The organism is Glycomyces sp. MUSA5-2 (assembly GCF_037034145.1).
GTDB lineage: Bacteria > Actinomycetota > Actinomycetes > Mycobacteriales > Micromonosporaceae > Glycomyces > Glycomyces artemisiae.
Genome location: NZ_JBAGKG010000005.1, coordinates 353,069 through 372,249 on the forward strand (window position 1 = coordinate 353,069; position 19,181 = coordinate 372,249).

General features: G+C 71.4%; 18 protein-coding genes. 5 read left to right on the plus strand and 13 right to left on the minus strand.

The annotated features are described in order from the left end of the window. Positions 1 to 60 precede the first annotated feature (60 nt). The 7 genes from WA640_RS18115 to WA640_RS18145 all read right to left on the minus strand — a co-directional run bounded on the left by WA640_RS18115 (position 61) and on the right by WA640_RS18145 (position 8,386). A complete protein-coding gene (locus WA640_RS18115) occupies positions 61 to 1,257 on the minus strand; it encodes a UvrD-helicase domain-containing protein (protein WP_335989407.1) in 1,197 nt (398 codons plus the stop codon). Positions 1,258 to 1,492: 235 nt separating this feature from the next. Then, positions 1,493 to 1,723, minus strand: coding sequence for a MoaD/ThiS family protein (locus WA640_RS18120; RefSeq protein ID WP_245888883.1), 231 nt, complete (start codon positions 1,721 to 1,723; stop codon positions 1,493 to 1,495). Between the two features lie 11 nt (positions 1,724 to 1,734). Beyond that, a complete protein-coding gene (gene moaA / locus WA640_RS18125; RefSeq protein WP_335989409.1) occupies positions 1,735 to 2,781 on the minus strand; it encodes a GTP 3',8-cyclase MoaA in 1,047 nt (348 codons plus the stop codon). Positions 2,782 to 2,801: 20 nt separating this feature from the next. Continuing rightward, a complete protein-coding gene (locus WA640_RS18130; RefSeq protein WP_335989410.1) occupies positions 2,802 to 3,710 on the minus strand; it encodes a fructosamine kinase family protein in 909 nt (302 codons plus the stop codon). 210 nt (positions 3,711 to 3,920) lie between these two features. Beyond that, complete coding sequence (serC, locus tag WA640_RS18135) at positions 3,921 to 5,036, minus strand: phosphoserine transaminase (protein ID WP_335989412.1); 1,116 nt, start codon at positions 5,034 to 5,036, stop codon at positions 3,921 to 3,923. Positions 5,037 to 5,146: 110 nt separating this feature from the next. Beyond that, complete coding sequence (locus WA640_RS18140) at positions 5,147 to 7,168, minus strand: PIG-L family deacetylase (protein WP_335989414.1); 2,022 nt, start codon at positions 7,166 to 7,168, stop codon at positions 5,147 to 5,149. Between the two features lie 129 nt (positions 7,169 to 7,297). Further along, a complete protein-coding gene (locus tag WA640_RS18145) occupies positions 7,298 to 8,386 on the minus strand; it encodes a citrate synthase 2 (RefSeq protein ID WP_106362694.1) in 1,089 nt (362 codons plus the stop codon). A 341-nt stretch (positions 8,387 to 8,727) separates the two neighbouring features. Between WA640_RS18145 and WA640_RS18150 the strand changes: the two genes are divergently transcribed. The 5 genes from WA640_RS18150 to WA640_RS18170 all read left to right on the plus strand — a co-directional run bounded on the left by WA640_RS18150 (position 8,728) and on the right by WA640_RS18170 (position 14,028). Then, on the plus strand, positions 8,728 to 9,639 hold the full coding sequence (locus WA640_RS18150) for an aldose 1-epimerase family protein (RefSeq protein ID WP_335989415.1): 912 nt from the start codon (positions 8,728 to 8,730) through the stop codon (positions 9,637 to 9,639). Between the two features lie 210 nt (positions 9,640 to 9,849). Continuing rightward, positions 9,850 to 11,001 carry a septum site-determining protein Ssd gene (gene ssd, locus WA640_RS18155; protein ID WP_335989417.1) on the plus strand — a complete coding sequence of 384 codons (1,152 nt, stop codon included), beginning with the start codon at positions 9,850 to 9,852 and terminating at the stop codon, positions 10,999 to 11,001. Further along, on the plus strand, positions 10,998 to 12,083 hold the full coding sequence (locus tag WA640_RS18160) for a TadA family conjugal transfer-associated ATPase (protein WP_335989418.1): 1,086 nt from the start codon (positions 10,998 to 11,000) through the stop codon (positions 12,081 to 12,083). The genes ssd and WA640_RS18160 overlap by 4 nt, the downstream gene beginning before the upstream one ends. A gap of 235 nt (positions 12,084 to 12,318) precedes the next feature. Continuing rightward, the gene (locus WA640_RS18165) at positions 12,319 to 12,819 is read left to right on the plus strand and encodes an RNA polymerase sigma factor (protein ID WP_335989419.1); all 501 of its coding nucleotides are present in this window, start codon (positions 12,319 to 12,321) and stop codon (positions 12,817 to 12,819) included. A 21-nt stretch (positions 12,820 to 12,840) separates the two neighbouring features. Further along, positions 12,841 to 14,028 carry a hypothetical protein gene (locus WA640_RS18170; RefSeq protein WP_335989421.1) on the plus strand — a complete coding sequence of 396 codons (1,188 nt, stop codon included), beginning with the start codon at positions 12,841 to 12,843 and terminating at the stop codon, positions 14,026 to 14,028. 75 nt (positions 14,029 to 14,103) lie between these two features. On the opposite strand, the gene WA640_RS18175 is transcribed toward WA640_RS18170, so the two are convergent. The 6 genes from WA640_RS18175 to WA640_RS18200 all read right to left on the minus strand — a co-directional run bounded on the left by WA640_RS18175 (position 14,104) and on the right by WA640_RS18200 (position 19,123). Continuing rightward, positions 14,104 to 15,237 (minus strand): serine hydrolase domain-containing protein, encoded by a 1,134-nt coding sequence (locus WA640_RS18175; RefSeq protein WP_335989422.1) that lies wholly within the window; start codon positions 15,235 to 15,237, stop codon positions 14,104 to 14,106. Between the two features lie 64 nt (positions 15,238 to 15,301). Beyond that, positions 15,302 to 16,231, minus strand: a complete 930-nt coding sequence (locus WA640_RS18180) for an SDR family NAD(P)-dependent oxidoreductase (RefSeq protein ID WP_335989423.1) — start codon at positions 16,229 to 16,231, stop codon at positions 15,302 to 15,304. A gap of 61 nt (positions 16,232 to 16,292) precedes the next feature. Beyond that, positions 16,293 to 17,066: an SDR family NAD(P)-dependent oxidoreductase gene (locus WA640_RS18185; protein ID WP_335989424.1), complete on the minus strand. Its 774-nt coding sequence runs from the start codon at positions 17,064 to 17,066 to the stop codon at positions 16,293 to 16,295. 22 nt (positions 17,067 to 17,088) lie between these two features. Beyond that, on the minus strand, positions 17,089 to 17,469 hold the full coding sequence (locus WA640_RS18190) for a cyclophilin-like fold protein (protein ID WP_335989426.1): 381 nt from the start codon (positions 17,467 to 17,469) through the stop codon (positions 17,089 to 17,091). After that, positions 17,466 to 18,197, minus strand: a complete 732-nt coding sequence (locus tag WA640_RS18195) for a DUF998 domain-containing protein (protein WP_335989427.1) — start codon at positions 18,195 to 18,197, stop codon at positions 17,466 to 17,468. The genes WA640_RS18190 and WA640_RS18195 overlap by 4 nt, the downstream gene beginning before the upstream one ends. A gap of 23 nt (positions 18,198 to 18,220) precedes the next feature. Beyond that, positions 18,221 to 19,123 (minus strand): SDR family oxidoreductase, encoded by a 903-nt coding sequence (locus tag WA640_RS18200; RefSeq protein WP_335989429.1) that lies wholly within the window; start codon positions 19,121 to 19,123, stop codon positions 18,221 to 18,223. Between the last annotated feature and the right edge of the window lie 58 nt (positions 19,124 to 19,181).

A 19,181-nucleotide genomic window follows, 5' to 3' on the forward strand; every position in this document is an offset into this window, starting at 1 on the left:
CCTATTGTGTCCCATCCGTTCGTGTCCGCGTGGGAACTCCACGTGGTCGGACCGCGCGTGCTACAGCAGTCGCGGCTGCTCAGGGCCCGAGCGCAGTTGCGGGACCATCCCGAAAGGACTGAACAGGCCCTGGTCCACATCGGCCAGGAGCGGCGATCCGGCACCGGTGTGGGAGACGTAGGCGAGGTCGCGGGTCCGGCCGAGCGCCACGTACAGCTCGCGGCGGGCCGCGGCCGTGTTCGGCCAGTCCTCGGCGGTCACGCCCGTGAGGCACACCACGCGGTACTCGCCGTCGGCCGCCTCGGCGACCGACAGGCCGTCCGGCCCGATGACCGCGAGCTCGCCCTCGGCGACCCCGAGGTCGGCGAGCCGCTCGGTCAGGGCCTCCACGAACCGCTTCTCGTCGTCGGCGTCGACCGCGAAGTACCGGCCGATCCCCGAGCCCTCCAGGGCCGGGCGCTCGGGCTGCACGAGGCGGCCCGGGACGCGGCTGATCGGCTCGACCACCTGCGAGGCGGCCACGAGGACCGCGGCGGGGCTGCGGTGGTTGCGCGACAGGCGCATCACGTGCGCCTGCGGGAACTGCTCCCCGAACGCCGCGAACGCGGCCGGTTCGCCCGCGCACAGCGCCGAGTCCGGGTCGCCCGTGGCGGTCACGTCGGCCTCCGGCCCGCGGTGCTCGGTCAGCTGCCGGAACAGCCGCATCGGCATCCGCGGCAGGTCGTCGATGAACAGGTGCCCGAGCTCGGGCGGGGACGCGGCGGTGAAGTCGTCGAACTCGGCGACGGTGATCGCGGCGGCCTCGCGCCCCAGCAGCGTCCCCAGCTCCCGCCTGATCCGCGCCGCGCCCGCCGTCGAGGCGGCCAGCACCAGGCACTGCCTGGCGGGCACGCCCAGCTCCTGCACCAGGTACGCGGTGCGGCGGATGAGCAGGTGGGTCTTCCCGGTCCCGGGCGAGGCGTTGATGAGCAGCGGGCCGCGCCCGGCGGACGCGGCGACGCGCTGCATCGCGTCGAGGGAGTCGAGCAGGCCCGCCCCCACTTCGTCCATGCCGGTGAGCAGCGGGGCGGACTCCAGCCACGGGTCGGGCGTCCGCGTCGTCAACGCCGGCTCCGGCATCGGCACGGACTCGCGGACGTACCGCGAATGGGGCCGGTGCGAGCGGCGCCGCCGCTCGCCGGTGGTCCGCATGTCGGCCGAGAGCTCGAACAGCGGGGACGCCACCTGCGGCTGCTTTCGTTCATCAGGACGGCGCACACATGCATCCTCGCAGACACGCACCGCCCCCGAGCCAGCGGCTCCCGCCCCCGACCCGGACCCGCACCCCCGCACGGCCTGCGATCCCCGCCCGAACCGGCCCGGAACCGGGCCGCACCTGCGAACGCGCACCGTGTCGGACCCGGAGCGTACGGTCATGGAAAGGGGGCGCGGCGCGGGACAAATCCGGAAAATCCGCTTTCACGTTCCGGCCCGCACCCGGACCGGGCCCGCCTCACCCGCCCGCGAACGGCGGCAGCACCTCGACCACGACCCCCGCGGGCAGCACCGTCCCCGGGTCCCGCGCGGCCAGCCCGTCCACCAGCAGCGTCGACGCCGACAGGACCTTCCCCAGGACCGGCCCGTGCCGGCCCTCCAGGACCGACTTCAGCTCCGCGACGTCGGCGGCGCTGACCTGCTCCTCGCCGCGCCCCGCGGCCGCCTTCGCGCCCGCGAAGTACCGCACCGTGACCACCCTCAGCCCCCGATCGCCGACATGGGCCGGGACGGCTGGAGGAACGACGGGTCGTCGATGCCGTGCCCGGGCAGCTTGCCCCACATGGCCTCCCGCCAGCGCCCCGCGACCTCCGCGTCCGAGGCGCCCTCGCGCAGGAGGCCGCGCAGGTCCGTCTCGCCCTGCGCGAACAGGCAGTTGCGGACCTGCCCGTCGGCGGTGAGGCGGGTGCGGTCGCAGTCGCCGCAGAACGGCCGCGTCACCGAGCCGATGACGCCCACTTTCGCGGGTCCGCCGTCGACCAGCCACGTCTCGGCCGGGGCCGACCCGCGGTGCGCGGGGTCGGGGACCAGGTCGAACTCGGCGCGCAGGGCGTCGAGGATCTCGGCGGCGGTGACCATCTCGTCGCGGCGCCACACGCCCGCCGCGTCGAGGGGCATCTGCTCGATGAACCGCAGCTCGTAGCCGTGTTCGAGGGCGAACCGCAGCAGCGCGGGCGCCTCGGTGTCGTTGACGCCGCGCGTGAGCACGGTGTTGATCTTGACGGGCGCGAGCCCGGCGGCGGCCGCGCCCTCGATCCCGGCGAGGGTCGCGTCGAGCCGGTCGCGCTTGGCGAGGGCCTTGAACGTGTCGCGGTCGAGCGTGTCGAGGGAGACGTTGACGCGGTCGAGCCCGGCGGCGACGAGCGTCGGCGCGAGCTTGTCGAGGCCGATCGCGTTGGTGGTCAAGGAGATCTCGGGGCGCGGGTCCAGTGCGGCGGCCTCGGCGACGATGCCGGGGAGGCCGGGGCGCAGGAGCGGCTCGCCGCCGGTGAAGCGCACTTCGCGCACGCCGAGGTCGCGCACGGCGATGCGGACGAGCCGCGACACTTCGTCGTCGGTGAGCAGGGTCGGCTTCGGCAGCCACGGGAGTCCGGCTTCGGGCATGCAGTAGGCGCAGCGCAGGTTGCAGCGGTCGGTGAGGGACACGCGCAGGTCGGTGGCGACGCGCCCGTGCCGGTCCCGCAGGGCGCCGGGGCCCTGGGCGCTCGCGGGGGCCGCGGAGCCGGGTGCGGGGATCGGTGCAGGCATGGTTCGAGCGTAGTCCCCCACTATGACAGTTTCGTAAAGTGAGACACGAGTCCCATCAATTGGGAGCGGTAGGCGCGGCCGAAGAGCGTCGTGTGGACCAGGAGCGGGAACAGCTGGTGCAGCGGGGTCCGCTCCTCCCAGCCGTCGGCGAGCGGCGCGGCCTCGGCGTACGCGGCGAGGATCGTGTCGATCAGCGGGGTCCCGCCCCACAGGCGCAGGTTCGCGAGGTCGGTCTCGCGGTGGCCGCCGTGCGCGGCCGGGTCGATGAGCCAGGCCCGCTCGGCGCCCCACAGGACGTTGCCCCACCACAGGTCGCCGTGGACGCGGGCGGGCGGCTCCTCGGGCCCGGCGAGGCCGCCGAGCCGGGACGCGAGCCGCTCCACGGCCTCGACGTCGGCGGCGTCGAGGGCGCCGTTGTCGCGGGAGGGCTTCAGGTACGGGGCGATCCGCTTGGCGGCGTACCACTCGGCCCACGTCGCACCGGCCGGGTCGTTGTCCATGAAGGTCTCGCCGATGTAGCCGCGCCAGGGCGCGCCGAACCGGTCGGCGCCCGCGGCGTGCATCCTCGCGAGGTCGCGGCCGAGCGCGGCGGCGTGCCCAGGGGTCGGGGCGGCCGGTTCGATCCACGGCTCGACGAGCATCCCGTCGTCGGCGTGCAGCACGGGCACGACCGCTTGCGTGGCCTCGCCGAGCCAGCGGAGCCCGTTGGATTCGGCGGCGAGGTAGCCGGGGGCGCGGCCCTCGGCGAACTTCGCGAACAGGTGGGTGCCGTCGTCGAAGGTGAGGCGCTGCGCGGAGGCCGATCCGGCGCTCGGGGTCTCCAGGGGCATCGAGAAGTCGTTGGCCTTCACCGGGGTCGTGCGCACCCGCTGGTGCTCGATGAGCTGCGGCAGCAGGCGGAGGTCGCGGCGGTCGGGGGCTTCTCTCACCGTTTCAATGTAACCGAATCCGGTGCGCGCCGAACGGAACCGGGCCGGACCGCTTCGCGGTCCGGCCCGTCAGGTGCCGGAGTGCGGCTCCTGAAGCGAACGTCCAGTTCAGAGGCGATGTCGGTGGCAGCCGGTACGGTCGTGTCGGTCGGACGGCCCGGCATGCGGGTGCCGGGCCGCCCGACCGGCCGAGGAACCGTTGCGGCCGCTCTAGCCGAGCTTCGCGGCCACGTAGTCGATCGCCTCGGTGAGCTTGGCGGTGTCCGCCGGGTCCACCGCGGGGTAGGTGGCGATGCGCAGCTGGTTGCGGCCGAGCTTGCGGTACGGCTCGGTGTCGACGATGCCGTTGGCGCGCAGCACCTTCGCGATCTCAGCGGCGTCGACGCCCTCGAAGTCGACCGTGGCGACCACGTTGGAGCGGAGGGAGGGGTCGGTCACGAACGGAGTCGCGAACGTGCTCGCGTCGGCCCACGAGTAGATCGCGCCGGCCGACTCGGCGCAGCGCTTGGTCGCGGCGTCGAGCCCGCCCGCGGCGTTGAGCGCGTCGACCTGCTCGGCGGCGAGCACCACGGTGGCCACGGCCGGGGTGTTGTAGGTCTGCTCCTTGCGGGAGTTGTCGATCGCGGTCTTCAGGTCGAGGAACGCGGGGATGTACCGGCCGGACGCGGCGATGCGCTCGGCGCGCTCGATCGCGGCGGGGCTGAGGACCGCGATCCACAGGCCGCCGTCCGAGGCGAGGCCCTTCTGCGGCGCGAAGTAGTAGCAGTCGGTCTCGGTGAGGTCGACCGGCAGGCCCGCGGCGGCGGAGGTCGCGTCGTGGAGCATGAGCGCGCCCGGGTGCGCGACGCGCTTGACGTCGACGGCCACACCGGTGGAGGTCTCGTTGTGCGGGGTGGCGTAGACGTCCACGTCCTCCTCGTAGGCGAGGTACGCGGCGGTGCCGGGCTCGGCGGTGACGATCGTCGGGTCGCCGAGGTGCGGGGCGATCTTGATGGCCTTCGCGAACTTCGACCCGAACTCGCCGAAGCTGGCGGCCTGGGCGCGGTCGTCGACGAGGCCGAACACGGCGACCTCCCAGAACGCGGTCGCGCCGCCGACGCCGAGGACGACCTCGTACCCGTCGGGGAGGCCGAAGAAGTCGGCGAGGCCCGCGCGCAGGCGCCCGACCTGCGACTTGACGGCCTTCTGGCGGTGGGAGGTGCCCATGACGGACCTGCCGAGACCGGACAGCGCGCTCATGGCCTCGGACGGGACCTTGGAGGGTCCGGATCCGAAGCGCCCGTCGGCGGGCAGCAGCTCTGCGGGGATGGTGATCTGGTCGGTCACGGTAAGGCTCCCATCTGGGTCGGTCCTGGGCCTCACTGTAAACCCGGGCCTGCGGGGCGTGATCGCGCGGGCCCGGCCCGGCCGCAGGCTGGGACGGGCGGACCGGCAGGTCAGGCGGCGCTCTCCCACCCGACGGGCGGCGGCGCGCCGGGCCCGGCCTGCGCCGTCCACAGTTCACCATCGGCGGCGACGGCCCACAGCCGCAGCGACCCGTCGGAGCCGAACGCCGCGGCGGGGCGCTTGAGGACGGTGACGTCGCCGCGGGTCCACGGCCGCGACAGGAGCGCGAGCTCCCCCGCGGCGCCGTCGAGGTCGTCGAGGTCGAGGACGAGGGCCGCGGGGGCGCCGCTGCCGTCGTCGCAGACGACGGCGATCGCCCCGTCGGGGCCGAGCGCGACGGTGGGCGCGAGGATGCCGCCTTCGAGGGGGACGCGCACGCCCGTCCACGCCGTGCCCTGCCCGAGGTGGAGGACGACGTCGCTGCCGCCGGCGGCGCGGGAGGCGATCAGGAGGCGCCCGTCGGGGACCTGCTCGGCGGTGACGGCCCCGGCGGGGATGTGGGGGGCGCCGTCGGCGCCGGGCAGGTCGAGGCCGCGCTGGGTCCAGGCGGTGCCGTCGCCTTCCCAGGCGGCGATGTTGTCGGGGGTGGCGGCGACGATGGTGAAGGCCCCGGCGGCGCCGACCGCGGCGGGCGCCTCGTGGACGGCGGGCCCGGGAAGGTGCGCCCAGTCGCTCCAGCCGTGCGCGGTGCGGGTGCGCACGGCGAGCCCGCCGTCGGGGTGGCGCAGGCACGCGACCGCGGTGGTCCCGTCGTCGGCAGCGGCGGGCTGCCCGACGGTGCGCGCGGCCGGGCCGGTCCCGGCGGGGTTGCCGAGGTTCGCCCACTCGCCGGTGTCCCGGTCGAGGCAGTACAGGTCCCGCACGTGCGCGGCCGGGTCCTCCGTCAGTTCGGGGCCGATCCCGTACAGGCGGGTCCCGGCGGCCGCGAGGGACGGGAAGAGGACGGGCCCGCCGAGGTCGTCCCAGCCGCGGCCCCCGCGCAGGACGGCGGCGCGCCCGCCGCGCACGGCCGCCGGCGCGATGCCCGCGGCGGTATCGACGGGGACGAGCGCCTGCGTGTACCGCGGGTGGGTGGCGTGCCCGTAGGTGGTCCCCGCGCCGGGGCCGACGATGAGCCGGTCGCCGCAGCCGGGGGCGTGGCCGCAGTCGCCGCCGTCGGCCCACGCGTACGCGTCCAGCGCTGCGCCCTTGGCGTCCAGGTCCGCGGGCCCGAGGTTCCCGGGCCAGCGCCGGTTGTAGTAGCCGCGCCAGGACTCGACGGTCGCACTGGTCCCCAATGCGGCTTCCCATGCGAAGAGGGCGGCGGCGGTGTGGTCGATGTGGTCGGAGTAGCCGGTCTGCTCGGCGCCGAGCCGCTCCCCGGCGACGGGGTCAGGGTCGAGGTCGAGGGTGTTCACGGCGACGGGCCGGTACCGGTCGAGCAGCTCGGCGAGGCTCGCCCGCACCGTGGCGCGGTCCACGGTCGACCCAGCGCCCAGCGGCGATCCGGCGGGCGGCAGGACCGCGGAGGCGTCCAGGCGGCCCTCCCACAGGGCGAGGAGGCGCGTGAAGTCGCCGGTGACGCGCCCGAGGTTCGTCCACAGGGAGCAGAACACGAGGTGCACGCCGGGCCGGTCGCGCAGGACGCACAGCTCGACGTCCTGCCCGGAGCCGAGGGTCGCCCGCGACCGGTCCCAGGGCGCGTCGGCGTCGCCGAGGGCCATGAGCGCATAGGCGCGGCGCAGCCCGTTGTTGCGGGAGGCGGCGTACCCGGCGTAGTCGACGGGAGCGGCGGTGTCCCACGTGTTGCGCCCGTCGGCCTCGCCCGCGGTGAGGACCACGGTGCACAGGTCCGCGCCGTCCTCGACGACGCGGGCGACGCGCGGGTTCACGAAGTACAGGCAGTCGTCGGGGTGCGCGCCGATCATCAGGTGGACGGGGCCGGTACGGGGCGGCTCGGGGAACGGGGTGCCGGACGCGGCGTCCCACACCGACCTGGCGCCCTCGGCCGCCGCGGCGGTCACGGCCAGCCCGGCGAGGCCGCCGACCAGGAGGTCGCGGCGGCGCAGGTGCGGCGTCCGGGGGGAGGGCATGCGTCGTCCCGTTCGGGTGGTGGGGTTTCGGGGACGATCCTATCCCGACCGCGCATACCGGGTATCGCCGAGGGAATGTGAAAGCGGCCCGCACCCCGAGGGGCGCGGGCCGCTTCGCAGGCGTTCGGGCTAGTTCCAGCCCTCGACCTCGTCGAGGCCGCGCGGGCCCGGGCCGACGTAGGTCGCGGACGGGCGCACGATGCGGCCGAGCTTCTTCTGCTCCAGGATGTGGGCGCTCCAGCCGCCCACGCGGGCGCACGTGAAGATCGGCGTGAACAGCTCCGCGGGGACCTCCGCGAAGTCGAGGAGCACCGCGGACCAGAACTCGACGTTCGTGGCGAGCACGCGGTCGGGCTTGCGGGCGCGCAGCTCGGCGAGGGCCGCGGACTCCAGGGCCTCGGCGACCTCGTAGCGGGGGGCGCCGAGTTCCTTCGCGGCGGCGCGGAGCACGCGCGAGCGCGGGTCCTCGGCGCGGTAGACGCGGTGGCCGAAGCCCATGAGGCGCTCGCCGGAGTCGAGGAGGTTCTTCACGTAGCCCTCGGCGTCGCCGGACTTCTCGACGCCCTCGATCATGTGGAGGACGCGCGAGGGGGCGCCGCCGTGCAGCGGGCCGGACAGGGCGCCGATGCCCGAGGAGATCGCGGCGGCCGCGTCGGCGCCGGTGGAGGCGACCACGCGGGAGGTGAACGTGGAGGCGTTCATGCCGTGCTCGGCGGCGGACATGAGATAGGTGTCGACGGCCTTGACGTGCGCGGGGTCGGGCTCGCCGCGCCAGCGGCGCATGAACCGCTCGGTGATGGTCTCGGCCTTGTCGATCTCCGACTGGGGCACGGCCGGGCGGCCGGAGCCGCGCGCGGACTGGGCGATGAACGACAGCGTGGTGACGGACACTCGGGCGAGATCGTCCCGGGCGGTCTCGTCGTCGATGTCGAGCAGCGGCTTCAGACCCCAGTAGGGGGCGAGCATGGCGACCGCGGCCTGGGCGTCGACGCGGGTGTCGCCGGAGGAGACCGGGACGGGCACGGGCTCCGCGGCGGGCAGGCCGCTTCCGAACTTCCCGTCGACGAGGAGGCCCCATACGTCGCCGTAGGTGCTCTGCGCTACCAGGTCCTGGATGTCCACCCCGCGGTAGCGGAGCGAACCACCCTCTTTGTCAGGCTCGGCGATCTCGGTTTCGAAGGCGATGACGCCTTCGAGGCCGGGCTTGAACTCAGACATCGTTGTACTCCTGAGTGTGTTGTCCCTGTGGTTGCCGACCGGGGGCTTCCGGGAGGCGACGGTTCGTAGTTATCTGGAAATGGTGCCTCACGGCCGTCCCCGACGGAAGTGCCCGCGGGGCGGGGGTGATCCTCGACGGCGGTACGGAAGTGGCGCAAAATATGAGACAAGCATCGTGAGCTTAGTTATTTGCCCAATTTTGCCCGGTTTGATGGGAGGGTTTCAATAATGGGTCTTGTTGGTTTCAACGGTTTCCTGCGATCTCGCCCACATCGACACGCGTGCCGCAGGTCATCCGACATGAGCTAACGTCAAAGCACATCCAGCCCATCGATAACGACATGGAGGTAACCCCTATGGCGCTGTCCGGCGAGCAATGGGTGATCGCCTACAACGACCACGAGGCCACCATCGTCGCTGTCGGCGGCGGCGTGCGCTCGTACTCCTACCGCGGCCGACCGGTCGTCATGAGCTACGGCGACGAGGAGCTCGCCCCCGGCTGGTCCGGCCACGTCCTGGCCCCCTGGCCCAACCGCATCCGCGACGGCAAGTACACCTTCGACGGCACCGAGTACCAGCTCCCGGTCAACGAGATCGAGACCAACACCGCCCTCCACGGGTTCGTCGCCTGGGCCGAATGGTCCGCGGTTGAGGTCACCGACACCTCCGTCACCCTCGAATGCCGCCTCCCCGCCCGCCTCGGCTACCCGTGGACGCTGCAACTGCGCACCCGCTGGTCCGTCGGCCCCGGGGGCCTGCGCGCCGCCCATACCGTCTCCAACCCCGGCACGAAGACCGCGCCGTTCGGCATGGGCACCCACTCCTACCTCATCCCCGGCTCCCTGGAGCGGATCGACGAGGCCACCCTCCACGTCCCGGCCGCCAAGAAGCTGAAACTCGACAAGCAGAGCATCCCCGTCGGCTCCGGCCCCGCCGACTTCGACGAGCCCACGGTGCTGAAGGACCTCGTCGTCGACGACGCCTACGGCGACCTCAAGCGCGGCTCCGACGGCAAGGCCGAAGTCCGCCTCGCCGACCCCGTCTCCGGCCAGGCCGTCACCGTCTGGATGGACGAGTCCTTCGGCTGGGTCCACATCTACACCTCCGACGGCCTCGAAGGCGACCGCAAGCGCGCCTCCGTCGCCATCGAGCCGACCACCTGCCCGCCGAACGCCCTCGCCACCGGGGAGGACCTCATCGAGCTCTCCCCCAGCGAAGCCTGGTTCGGCGTCTGGGGCATCCGCCCCGAATAGGAACCGCCGACCTCCACGAGGGACCGTCCCGCCGGGACGGTCCCTCGCCACATATCCGAACCCGACTCACCTCCGCGAAGTTATCCACAGGCCCGCGACCTGCGGCTCCGCGAGTTATCCACAGCCCCAAAACTTTTCCTTGCCGGTTCCGGCCCCCACCCGTCAAGGTTGCTCCACGTCACGCGAACACCACTGAGCGTAGGAGCAACCATGGCCGCGATCCTCGACCGCACCACCGCCACCGCCGCACCCGCGGCCGAATCCATCCTCGTCACCGCCGACGACCGCCTCGCCGAAGCCGTCCTCCCCCTCGCCGCCGCCGCAGGCCACCCCGTACGCCGCATCGACCACGCCCCCGACGCCGCCGCGACCTGGCAGCGCGCCCCCATCGTCCTCGTCGGACCCGACCTCGGCGCCGCCTGCATCGAACTCGGCTTCCCCGCCCGCGAACACCTCGTCTTCTGCACCACCGTCGCCTGGCTCGGCAACGACCCCGCCGACGAATCCATCCTGTGGCCCATGGCCTTCCAGCTCCAGGCCACCAGCGTCATCGCCCTCCCCGCCGCCGACAAATGGCTCTCCGACCTGTTCACCCGCACCGCCCGCGACACCGAACCCGCACCCGTCATCGCCGCCGTCGCCGGACACGGCGGCGCCGGCGCCTCCACCATCGCCCTCGCCGCGGCCGGCAGCGCCGCCCGCGACGGCCGCCGCACCGTCCTCATCGACCTCGACCCCACCGGCGGCGGCATCGACGCCGCCGCCGGACTCGCCTCCCAACCCGGCTGGCGCTGGCCCTCCCTCGCCGAGGGCTCCGGCCTCCTCGAACCCGAACGGCTCCTCGACGGCCTGCCCCGGCGCGGCGGCCTCCACCTCATCGGCCCCGACCCGCGCAACCCCACCGACGTTCCCGCCGACGTGTTCGACCAGGTCCTGCGCGCCGCGCGCCTCGCCGCCGACCTCGTCGTCGTCGACCTGCCCCGCGCCAGGACCGAAGCGGCCGCCCACGCCGCCACCGCCGCCCGCTCGGTCGCCGTCGTCATCGGCCCCGGCGAACGGTCCTGGGAAGCCGCCCGCAGCGTCACCGCCGCATACGGCCTCTACAACGCCCACCTCGGTGCGGTCCTGCGCGGCGACGCCCGTCCCCGCCCCGCCGGCGTCTCCTGGGACGGCCCGCGCGAAGCGGACTGGGCCGAACCCCCGGTGTGGGGCGCGATCCCCACCGACCGGCGCCTCCCCGTACTGCTGCGCCAAGGCCGCGTCCCGCGCGGGCGCCTCGCCCGCGCCGTCCACGACCTCACCGCCGAACTCAGCCGCGAGCGCCCGCGCAGCGGCCTCGCCCGCACCGGTGCGGTCCGATGAGCCTCGAACTGCTGGACCGGGTCCGGCGCCAGCTCGCCGCGCAGTCCCGGCCCGGCGGACGCGACTCCGCCACCGCAGAGATCGTCCGGGCCCTGCGCGCCTCCGGGGCCGCCCCGCCCGACCAGGACTCGCTCCTGCGGCTCACCGCGTCGCTCAGCGGCGACCTCATCGGCGCCGGGCCCCTGCAACCGCTCCTCGACGACCCGGCCGTCACCGACGTCGTCGTCAACGGCACCGGCGGCGTCTGGGCCGACCGCGGCGACGGCCTGCGGCCCACCGAGGTCCGCCTCGGCCGCGCCGACGCGGTCCGCTCCCTCGCCTGCCGCCTCGCCGCCGCGGCGGGCAGGCGCCTCGACGCGGGCAGCCCGTACGCCGACGTGCGGCTCCCCGACGGCACCCGCTTCCACGCCGTCCTCCCGCCGATCGCCGCCACCGGCCCGTACCTGTCGTTCCGCACCCACCGGTCGAAGGCGTTCACGCTGACGCAGCTCGTCGAGGCCGACACGCTCACCGCCGACATGGCCGACCTCCTGCTCCGCATCGTCGAAGCGAGGCTCCCGTTCCTGGTGACCGGTGGAACCGGCAGCGGCAAGACCACGCTGCTCGCGAGCCTCCTGTCGACCGCGGCCCGCACGGAGCGGATCGTGATCGTCGAGGACGCCGCCGAACTCGCCCTCGACCACCCGCACGCGCTCACGCTCGAATCCCGCCCGGCGAACGTCGAAGGCGCCGGAGCGGTCGACCTCGCGGCCCTGGTCCGCCAGGCACTGCGGATGCGGCCCGACCGGATCGTCGTCGGCGAATGCCGCGGCGCCGAGGTCGTGGAACTCCTGGGCGCCTTGAACACCGGCCACGAAGGCGGTGTGAGTTCGCGAAAATCATTTCACCTTCCCATGATAGGTTTCACCAGCCATTTCACCTTCCTGCGAAAGATTTCACTGTGGGGGGGGTCGGGGCTTGTGCGGAGTGCGTCAGGCGGCAGACTGGTGACGATGTTCCGGACTGGCAGTGCGGGGGTGATCGCCTGGACTGGTGCCAACCGTCCATCCCGTCATCCACGTCGACGCATTAGTGACGCTTGACACGCCATGTCCCCGAAATCCGGGGCCGGACCGTTTTCTTAGTCGAGGCGCACCGTCGGCGGCTCCACGTGAAGCGGCCGGGTCCGACGGCGCCACAGGGCTGTACCCCCCGGAGAGGCAGTGCGGGTCGCAGGGGGCGCGATCCGCGTACGAGTCAGGTGCGGCAGATCAGGGCAAGTCGACTATGAATGGGGCAGGGGCCTTGAGCAGCGGAGATCAACGAGATCCACAGGAAGTGCTGTTCGAACAGTACGGAGACGAGCTGGCGGCGTACGTGAAGCGCCGCATCCCCCACCGCGAGATGGCCGAGGATGTCATCGCGCAGATCTGGTGCAAGACCATCGACAATATACCGGGTCACGACCATCCCGAATGGTTTCTGTTCAGGGTCGCGAAGAACGCCGTCATCGACTGGAGCCGGGCGAACAAGCGTGTGCGAATGGAGCCGTACGACGAGCTCGCCGAGCTGACTGTCACCGGCCCGGTGCACTTCTGGGCTGAAGCTCAGGACCCCGGGGTCATCGTGCCCCCGCGGCTGGATCTGGAACAGGCCATCAGGAGCCTGCCGGATCGGATGCAGGAGGCGTTCATCCTCACCATGGTCGACGGGCTTCCTTGTGAGGTAGTCGCTGCGATGATGGGGATCGGGCCCGAGACCGTGCGGACGCATGTCGCTCGGGCGCGAGTGAAGCTGCAGGTACACGAGTCGCTGAACGGGTACATGCCGATCCGGTAAGCGCGGGAACAGGGAACGATGATGTCTGAGCACGATGATGACCAGCCAACGTGGCTTGACGAGTCTATTCAGGAGCTGAAGGCTGCATCATTGCCAGGGCACGTCGGGCCGCCGATGAGCTATCACGAGCTCATGGCGAAGGTTGACGCTGTGAAGCGGTCGAGGAGCGACCAGCAGCGGATGCAGAGCGAGCAGTTCACACTCGGCGCGGACGCGTATGAGATCGGGGTCAACTTCCTCGAGCTCGGCCGTCTTGACCGGGCTGAACACTGGCTGCAGTGCGCGGCCCGGTACGGCCTCCCCGAAGCGACTGACAAGCTCGCTGACCTCAACGCGTTGCGGGCGATGCTGGTCGAACTTGAACCGCAGGATCTGCCCGAACATCCGAACGCAGCGCAGGTGAGTGCAGGGGAGCACAGGTCAACAGCCTCGGCGCAATCGATAGAGGCGGCCGCTCGGCGTGAGCGAAATGAGATCCTCGACAGGGCTCGACAGGATGCTGAACAGATCCTCGAAGACGCTCGGCGCCAAGCCACCGAGATCCTCTCTAATGCTGAGAACGAAGCTGCAGCGGCAGCGAGCACCGCGGACAATACCGCGTGCGCATCGTGGAGGCTGAAATCGCTTGACCTGATTTGGCAATCACAATCCAGCGCGCGGCTCCATCCTGTCACTCCGATCTGGGGTGTACCGGGATCGGGAAAGAGTCACCTGCTCGGCAAACTTCGCCAGTATCTTGCAAGCGGTTCCTCGTTGGAAATGGCTCGAGGAAGCATGCTGTTCTACACCTCGCACAATAGGAAACTAGACGCCCTGCCTGATGTTGTCAGGCACGCATACCGAGGGCAGTTTCAAATTACCTGGCGGCAAGAAGCTTGCCAGCCTTCGCCCAAAGCATGGTTCTGGAAATCTGACTGCAGCCTTGAGACCCTGCGACGTTACAACAACGCCGATCCGGATCGGGACGAGTTCCTCGACCGTGTGCGCGATGCGTTGGTTCGACATGGTGCAGACCGGCGAAGGCGGAGTGTGTTCTTGGACAGCTTGGCGGCCGTGCTCGAAGAGCGCCTATGCAGCGACAGCATGCGAGCCTACGGTTCGGAACCGTGGATACCGCTGACCAGCACCGTTCACGGCAGGGTTTCCGCTGCGCTGCTGGACAGCGAGCCCGGCGCGATCGAGGAGCTCATGTTCGAGTTGACTGGCTGAACTCCCGCCCTGGCAGGGCTTTTTCAAGTTCCTGAAGAGCTCCTTCGTGGTTGACGGAACGCTTTGGGTGGTGAATCAGAGGGCGTCGTAGACGGTAGTCAGGTATCCGGCGAGGCGGTCGAAAAGGACGATGCCGCCGTCGGCCATCTTGTTCATGGCGTAGGCGAAGGTGACTCGCCGGTCGAGGTCCATGACGGTGATGGAGCCGCCCCATCCGCCCCACCAGGCGACGTTCCCTTCTGGGAGGAAGGGTGCGACCTGGGAGGGGGTGAGGCCGAAGCCGATGCCCCAGCGGGTGTGCGCTCCGTTGACGAGGTCAGAGCCGTCGGCCTGTATGTCGAAGATCCGTTTCACGGTGTCCTCGGAGAGCAGGTGGACGCCGTTCGCGGTGCCGCCGAGTGTGACGACCCGCAGGAGGTCGGACAGTCCCCTTGCGTTGGTGTGCGCGTTGGCGGCGCCGATCTCTGCGCGGCGCCACTCTGGGGTGTTCACCAGGGCGGCGTCGGGAGTCGGTCCGGTGAAGGTCCGTACGGCAGGACTGGCCGGGTCCATGGCGGACGTGTCGAGCGCCAGCGGTGGCGGTGCGATGACCGGGGCGACGCGTCCCCAGTCATGTTCGCGGGCGCCGATCTGGACGTCGGCGCCGAGCGGGGCGGCCAGCTCCTCGTCGACGAAGGCGGTCAGCGAGCGCCCGTCGACGCGGCGCACGAGCTCGCCGAGCAGGTGGCCGTAGCTGAGGGCGTGGTATCCGGCGGCGGTGCCCGGAGCCCACCATGGCGCCTGCCTGGCGAGCCTGGCCGTGGAGGTCTCGAGGTCGTAGAGGTCGGGGATGGTGACGGGCGGTTCCCACCCGGACACCCCGGAGGTGTGCGCGAGGAGGTGGCGGACGAGGACGGCGTCCTTGCCGTTGGCGGCGAACTCGGGCCAGTAGGTGGCGACCGGGGCGTCCAGGTCGAGCTGGCTCCGGTCGGCGAGCGTGAGGACCGCGAGCGCGGTGATGTTCTTCGTCGTGGAGAAGACGTTGACGATCGTGTCGCGATCCCACGGGAGGGTTCGAGCTTCGTCTCGGTACCCGCCCCACAGGTCTACTGCGTTCTGCCCGTCGATGTCCACGGCCAGCGACGCACCGAGTTCCTCGGCTTCCAGTGCGGCGTCGAACCGCTCGCGGACGCGTTTGAGTGCGGGGTCGATGGTTCCTTGTGATGGCATCGGTTCGTGCTCCTTCGTGCTGGTGGGGTGCGGGGCGGCGGTGCGCCGCCCCGCACCGGGAGGGTTATTCCTGGATGGCGTCGAGGGACAGGTCCCACAGGCGTGCGGCGGCGTCGGGGTCGGCGGCGTGGGGAGCGAGTCCGTTCGGGTTGGTCTGGGACTTCTCGATCACGTTGGCGTCGGCGAAGTAGCCGCCGGTGACGCCTTCAAGCAGCGGTGAGGCTGCCAGGAGGGTCTGGGTGGCGGCGCCCTGCTGGACGGTCTTCCACGGTGTGGCGTCCACGATCTGCTGGAACTCGGGGGTGATCTGGACGTGGCGCAGCAGTCCGGTGTCGTAGATCGCGCCGGGCTCGATCGCGTTGACCGCGATCTTGTCTCCGGCCCACCGCTTCGCGGCTTCGATGGCGAAGAGGATGTTCGCGGTCTTGGACTGCCCGTACGCCTGCCACGGGTCGTAGTCGCGGCTGGTGTAGTTGATGTCGTCGAACACCACGCCCGAGGCGTGGTGGGTGCCGGAGCTGACTGCGACGACCCGGGCGCCGTTCGCGGCGGCGAGGGCGTCGTGCAGGGCCAGGGTGAGGGCGAAGTGCCCGAGGTGGTTGGTCGCGAAGTGCTGCTCCCAGCCGTCGGGGCTGAGGGTGCGCTCGGGCAGGGCCATGATGCCGGCGTTGTTGACCAGGATGTGGAGGGGCCCGTCCCAGGCGGTGGCGAACGCGTCGATGGAGGCGCGGTCGTCGAGGTCGAGGCGGACGGCGTGCACGTGCGGGTTCCCGGTGGCGGCGGTGATGTCGGCGGCGGTCTTCGCTCCGGCCTCGGTGTTGCGGACGGCGAGGGTGACCTCGGCTCCGGTGGCGGCCAGGGCTCGTGCGGTCTCGGCGCCGAGTCCGGAGGACGCGCCGGTCACGATGGCGCGCTTGCCGGTCAGGTCGACTCCGGCGATCACGTCGTCGGTGGTGGAGTCCTGGTCGAAGGGTAGGTCGAGTCGGGTGGTCATGGCGGTGTTCCTTTCGGTTGGTGTTGTTCTGTTTCTGGTGGTGTCCGGTGGAGCAGGGTGGTCAGGGGCGGATGAACGCGCCGCCGTCGACGTCGAAGCTGGCGCCGGTCATGTACTTGCCGCCTTCGGTGGCGAGGTAGACGCACAGGCTGCCGACGTTGAGTTCGGCGTCGCCGATGCGCCCGAGCGCGATGCCTTTCAGGATCTCGGTGATCACTTCGGGGTATTCACGCTCGTAGCGTTCGGACTCGGCCGAGGCGACGTAGGGGTTGATGACGTTGACGGTGATGTCGTCCGCGCCCCATTCCTTGGCGGCGATGCGCGAGAGTCCGCGGATGGCCTCTTTGTTGGGCCCGTAGGCGCCGTGGCTGCGGACGGCCTGGACGCCCGCGCCGCTGGCCATGTTGATGACGGTGCCCTTGGTGTGCTGCAGGTGCGGGTAGGCGGCGGTCATGAACCGCCAGGTCGCGAAGAACCCGGAGTCGAAGCTGGCGCGCATGTCGTCCTCGGTGATGTCTTGGACGGCCTTGCCGGTGCGGAACTCCTGGGCGTTGTTGATGAGGATGTCCAGTCGTCCGAACCGCTCGACGGTGTCGGCGACGACCCGGGCGGGGACCTCGGGGTCCTTGTTGTCGGCGGTGAGTGCGAGCACCCGCGCGTCGGGGACGAGCTGTTCGAGCTCGGCCTTGGCTGCGTCGAGGGCGTCGGCGCTGCGGCCGGTGATGGCGACGGCGATGCCTTCCTTGACGTAGGCCTTGGCGATGCCCAGGCCCGTGCCTTTGCTGCCGCCGGTGATGATGGCAGCCTTCCCGGTCAGAGAAGCAGTAGTGGACATGGTGGTTCCTTTCGATGACTAGCTAGTCGGTGAGCCGGTGTGCGGTCACAGGTGCCGCGGTGATCTGCTCGAGCTGGGTCGCGGTCGCCTCGTAGCGGCCAAGATGGACGAGCGCGCTGCGGGGCGGGTAGCCGGCGGGGTCGTACCAGAACGCGATGCTGTTCCACGGCGTGAAGCCGATCAGGTCGCCGGGTCGGATGCCTGAGGCCGGGGAGCCGGTCGTGTCGAGCGGCTGGTCGAGACGGACGAGCTTCTCTACCCCGCCGTTGTCGGCGAACACCAGCCCGCGCAGCGGCAGCTGGGCGATCAGTGAACGGGCGGCGGGGTTGTCCTCGTCGACGGTGACGTCGATGCTTGTATGCGGGTTGACGAACCGGATTACGGTTCCGGCAGGACCGGTCATCGCTGCCCGCCTACAGTGGTCGGCACCGGTCCCGTGGACGCGGCCCCGCGCTGCCTGCGCCTCGCCACCAGCAGTGCGATACCGGCGATGGCCTCGGCGGCCATGACCGCATAGACCGCGATCCGCTCAGGGATGCCGTCGACGGCAGTCCCGGAGTTGGCCAGCAGGGAGGCGAACGCGACGATCCCCGTAGCACCGACGGCGATCAGCACGGCCCCCAGGCCGCGGACGCGTCGGCGCAGCAGGTCGCTGCCCGCGATGATGGCCGCCGCGTTGCCCGCGCCGATCGCCAGCAGCGCGCCGACCCCGTGGAGCGGTGCGGTGCCATCGTCGACGGCGGCCTGGGAGCCGTGGAACAGGCCCACCAAGCTGATCCCGACGCCGTGCAGGACGGCGAGAACGAGATAGGCCCGGCGCAGCCCGGGGCGGGCGACGGCCGGCCACAGCAGGGCGGCGGCGATGACGAACACGACCCCGTGCAGCACGAACGCGGTGTTCATCACCAGGTGCAGCGGCGAGTCGATCATCCGGCCCTGGAACTCGGCGGTATCGGGCACGCCGAGGTCAGAGATGTAGTTGTAGCTGTAGCTGTAGGCCGGGTTCCGCCACGCCGCCGCGGCGACCGCCTCCAGCACCACGTAGGCCACCGCGTTCACGATCAGCAGCACCGCGCCGATCGCGAACCGGGGGCCGCGCACGTCCGGGGTGCGCGCCAGGCCAGTAGCCATGATCTGCTCCACACCGATCGAAGTCAGGCTGCGGGGAGGGTGACGCCGGTGAGGCGTTCGGCCTCGGTCCACAGCCGGGCGGCGACCTGCCCGTCCCGGCCGCGCTTGGACACCGACGCCTTCGCGGGGCGACCCACCAGGCCGAACCGCGGGCCGTAGTAGCCTGCCTGCTCGACATCGGATGCGGTCGCGGCGTACAGCATCGGGTCAGCGCCCGCCTCGGCGGAGTGCATGGGGGTAACCCTGGCTGCCAGTCGCAGCAGGCGTGGCTGGTCGCCGCCCAGCTGCGTGCCGTTCTCGAAGATGCTCGTCGCCGCGCTGCCCGGGTGGGCGCCGACCGAGAGCAGGTTCCAGCCGCGTTCGGTCGCGATGCGGGCGAGCTGGCGACTCAGCAGCAGGTCGGCGAGCTTGGAGCGCCCGTAGGCGCGGATCGGGTTGTACCCGGTCGCCCACTGCAAATTGTCGAAGTCGATCGGGGCCTGGTTGCTACTGGCCATCGTCACCACGCGCGGCGCTTTCGCTTTCAGTAGGGCCGGGAGCAGACGCAGGGTGAGGGCGAAGGGGCCGAAGAAGTTGGTACCCAGCTGCATCTCGAACCCGTCGACGGTCTCGTGGCGCTCGGGCAGCATCATCACTCCGGCGTTGTTCAGCAGCAGGTCGACCGGGCGCCCGTCGCTGACCATGGTCTCGGCGAATTCCTGCACACTGGCGAGGTCGGCCAGGTCGAGCCGACGCACCTGAACGTCGGCGCCCGGGTGCGCGGCGAGGATCCTCCCGCGCGCGGCCTCGCCCTTGGCGGGCGTGCGCACGGCCATGACCACCGTCGCGCCCGCGCCCGCGAGTTTGCGGGCGGCCTCGAAGCCGGTGCCGCTGTTCGATCCGGTGACGATCGCGAGCTTGCCACTCTGATCGGGAACCTGATACATCTCCACTCCTTAGAGACTGGTGGTCTGTTGTTACCGACCATAACGCACCACTGGTCTG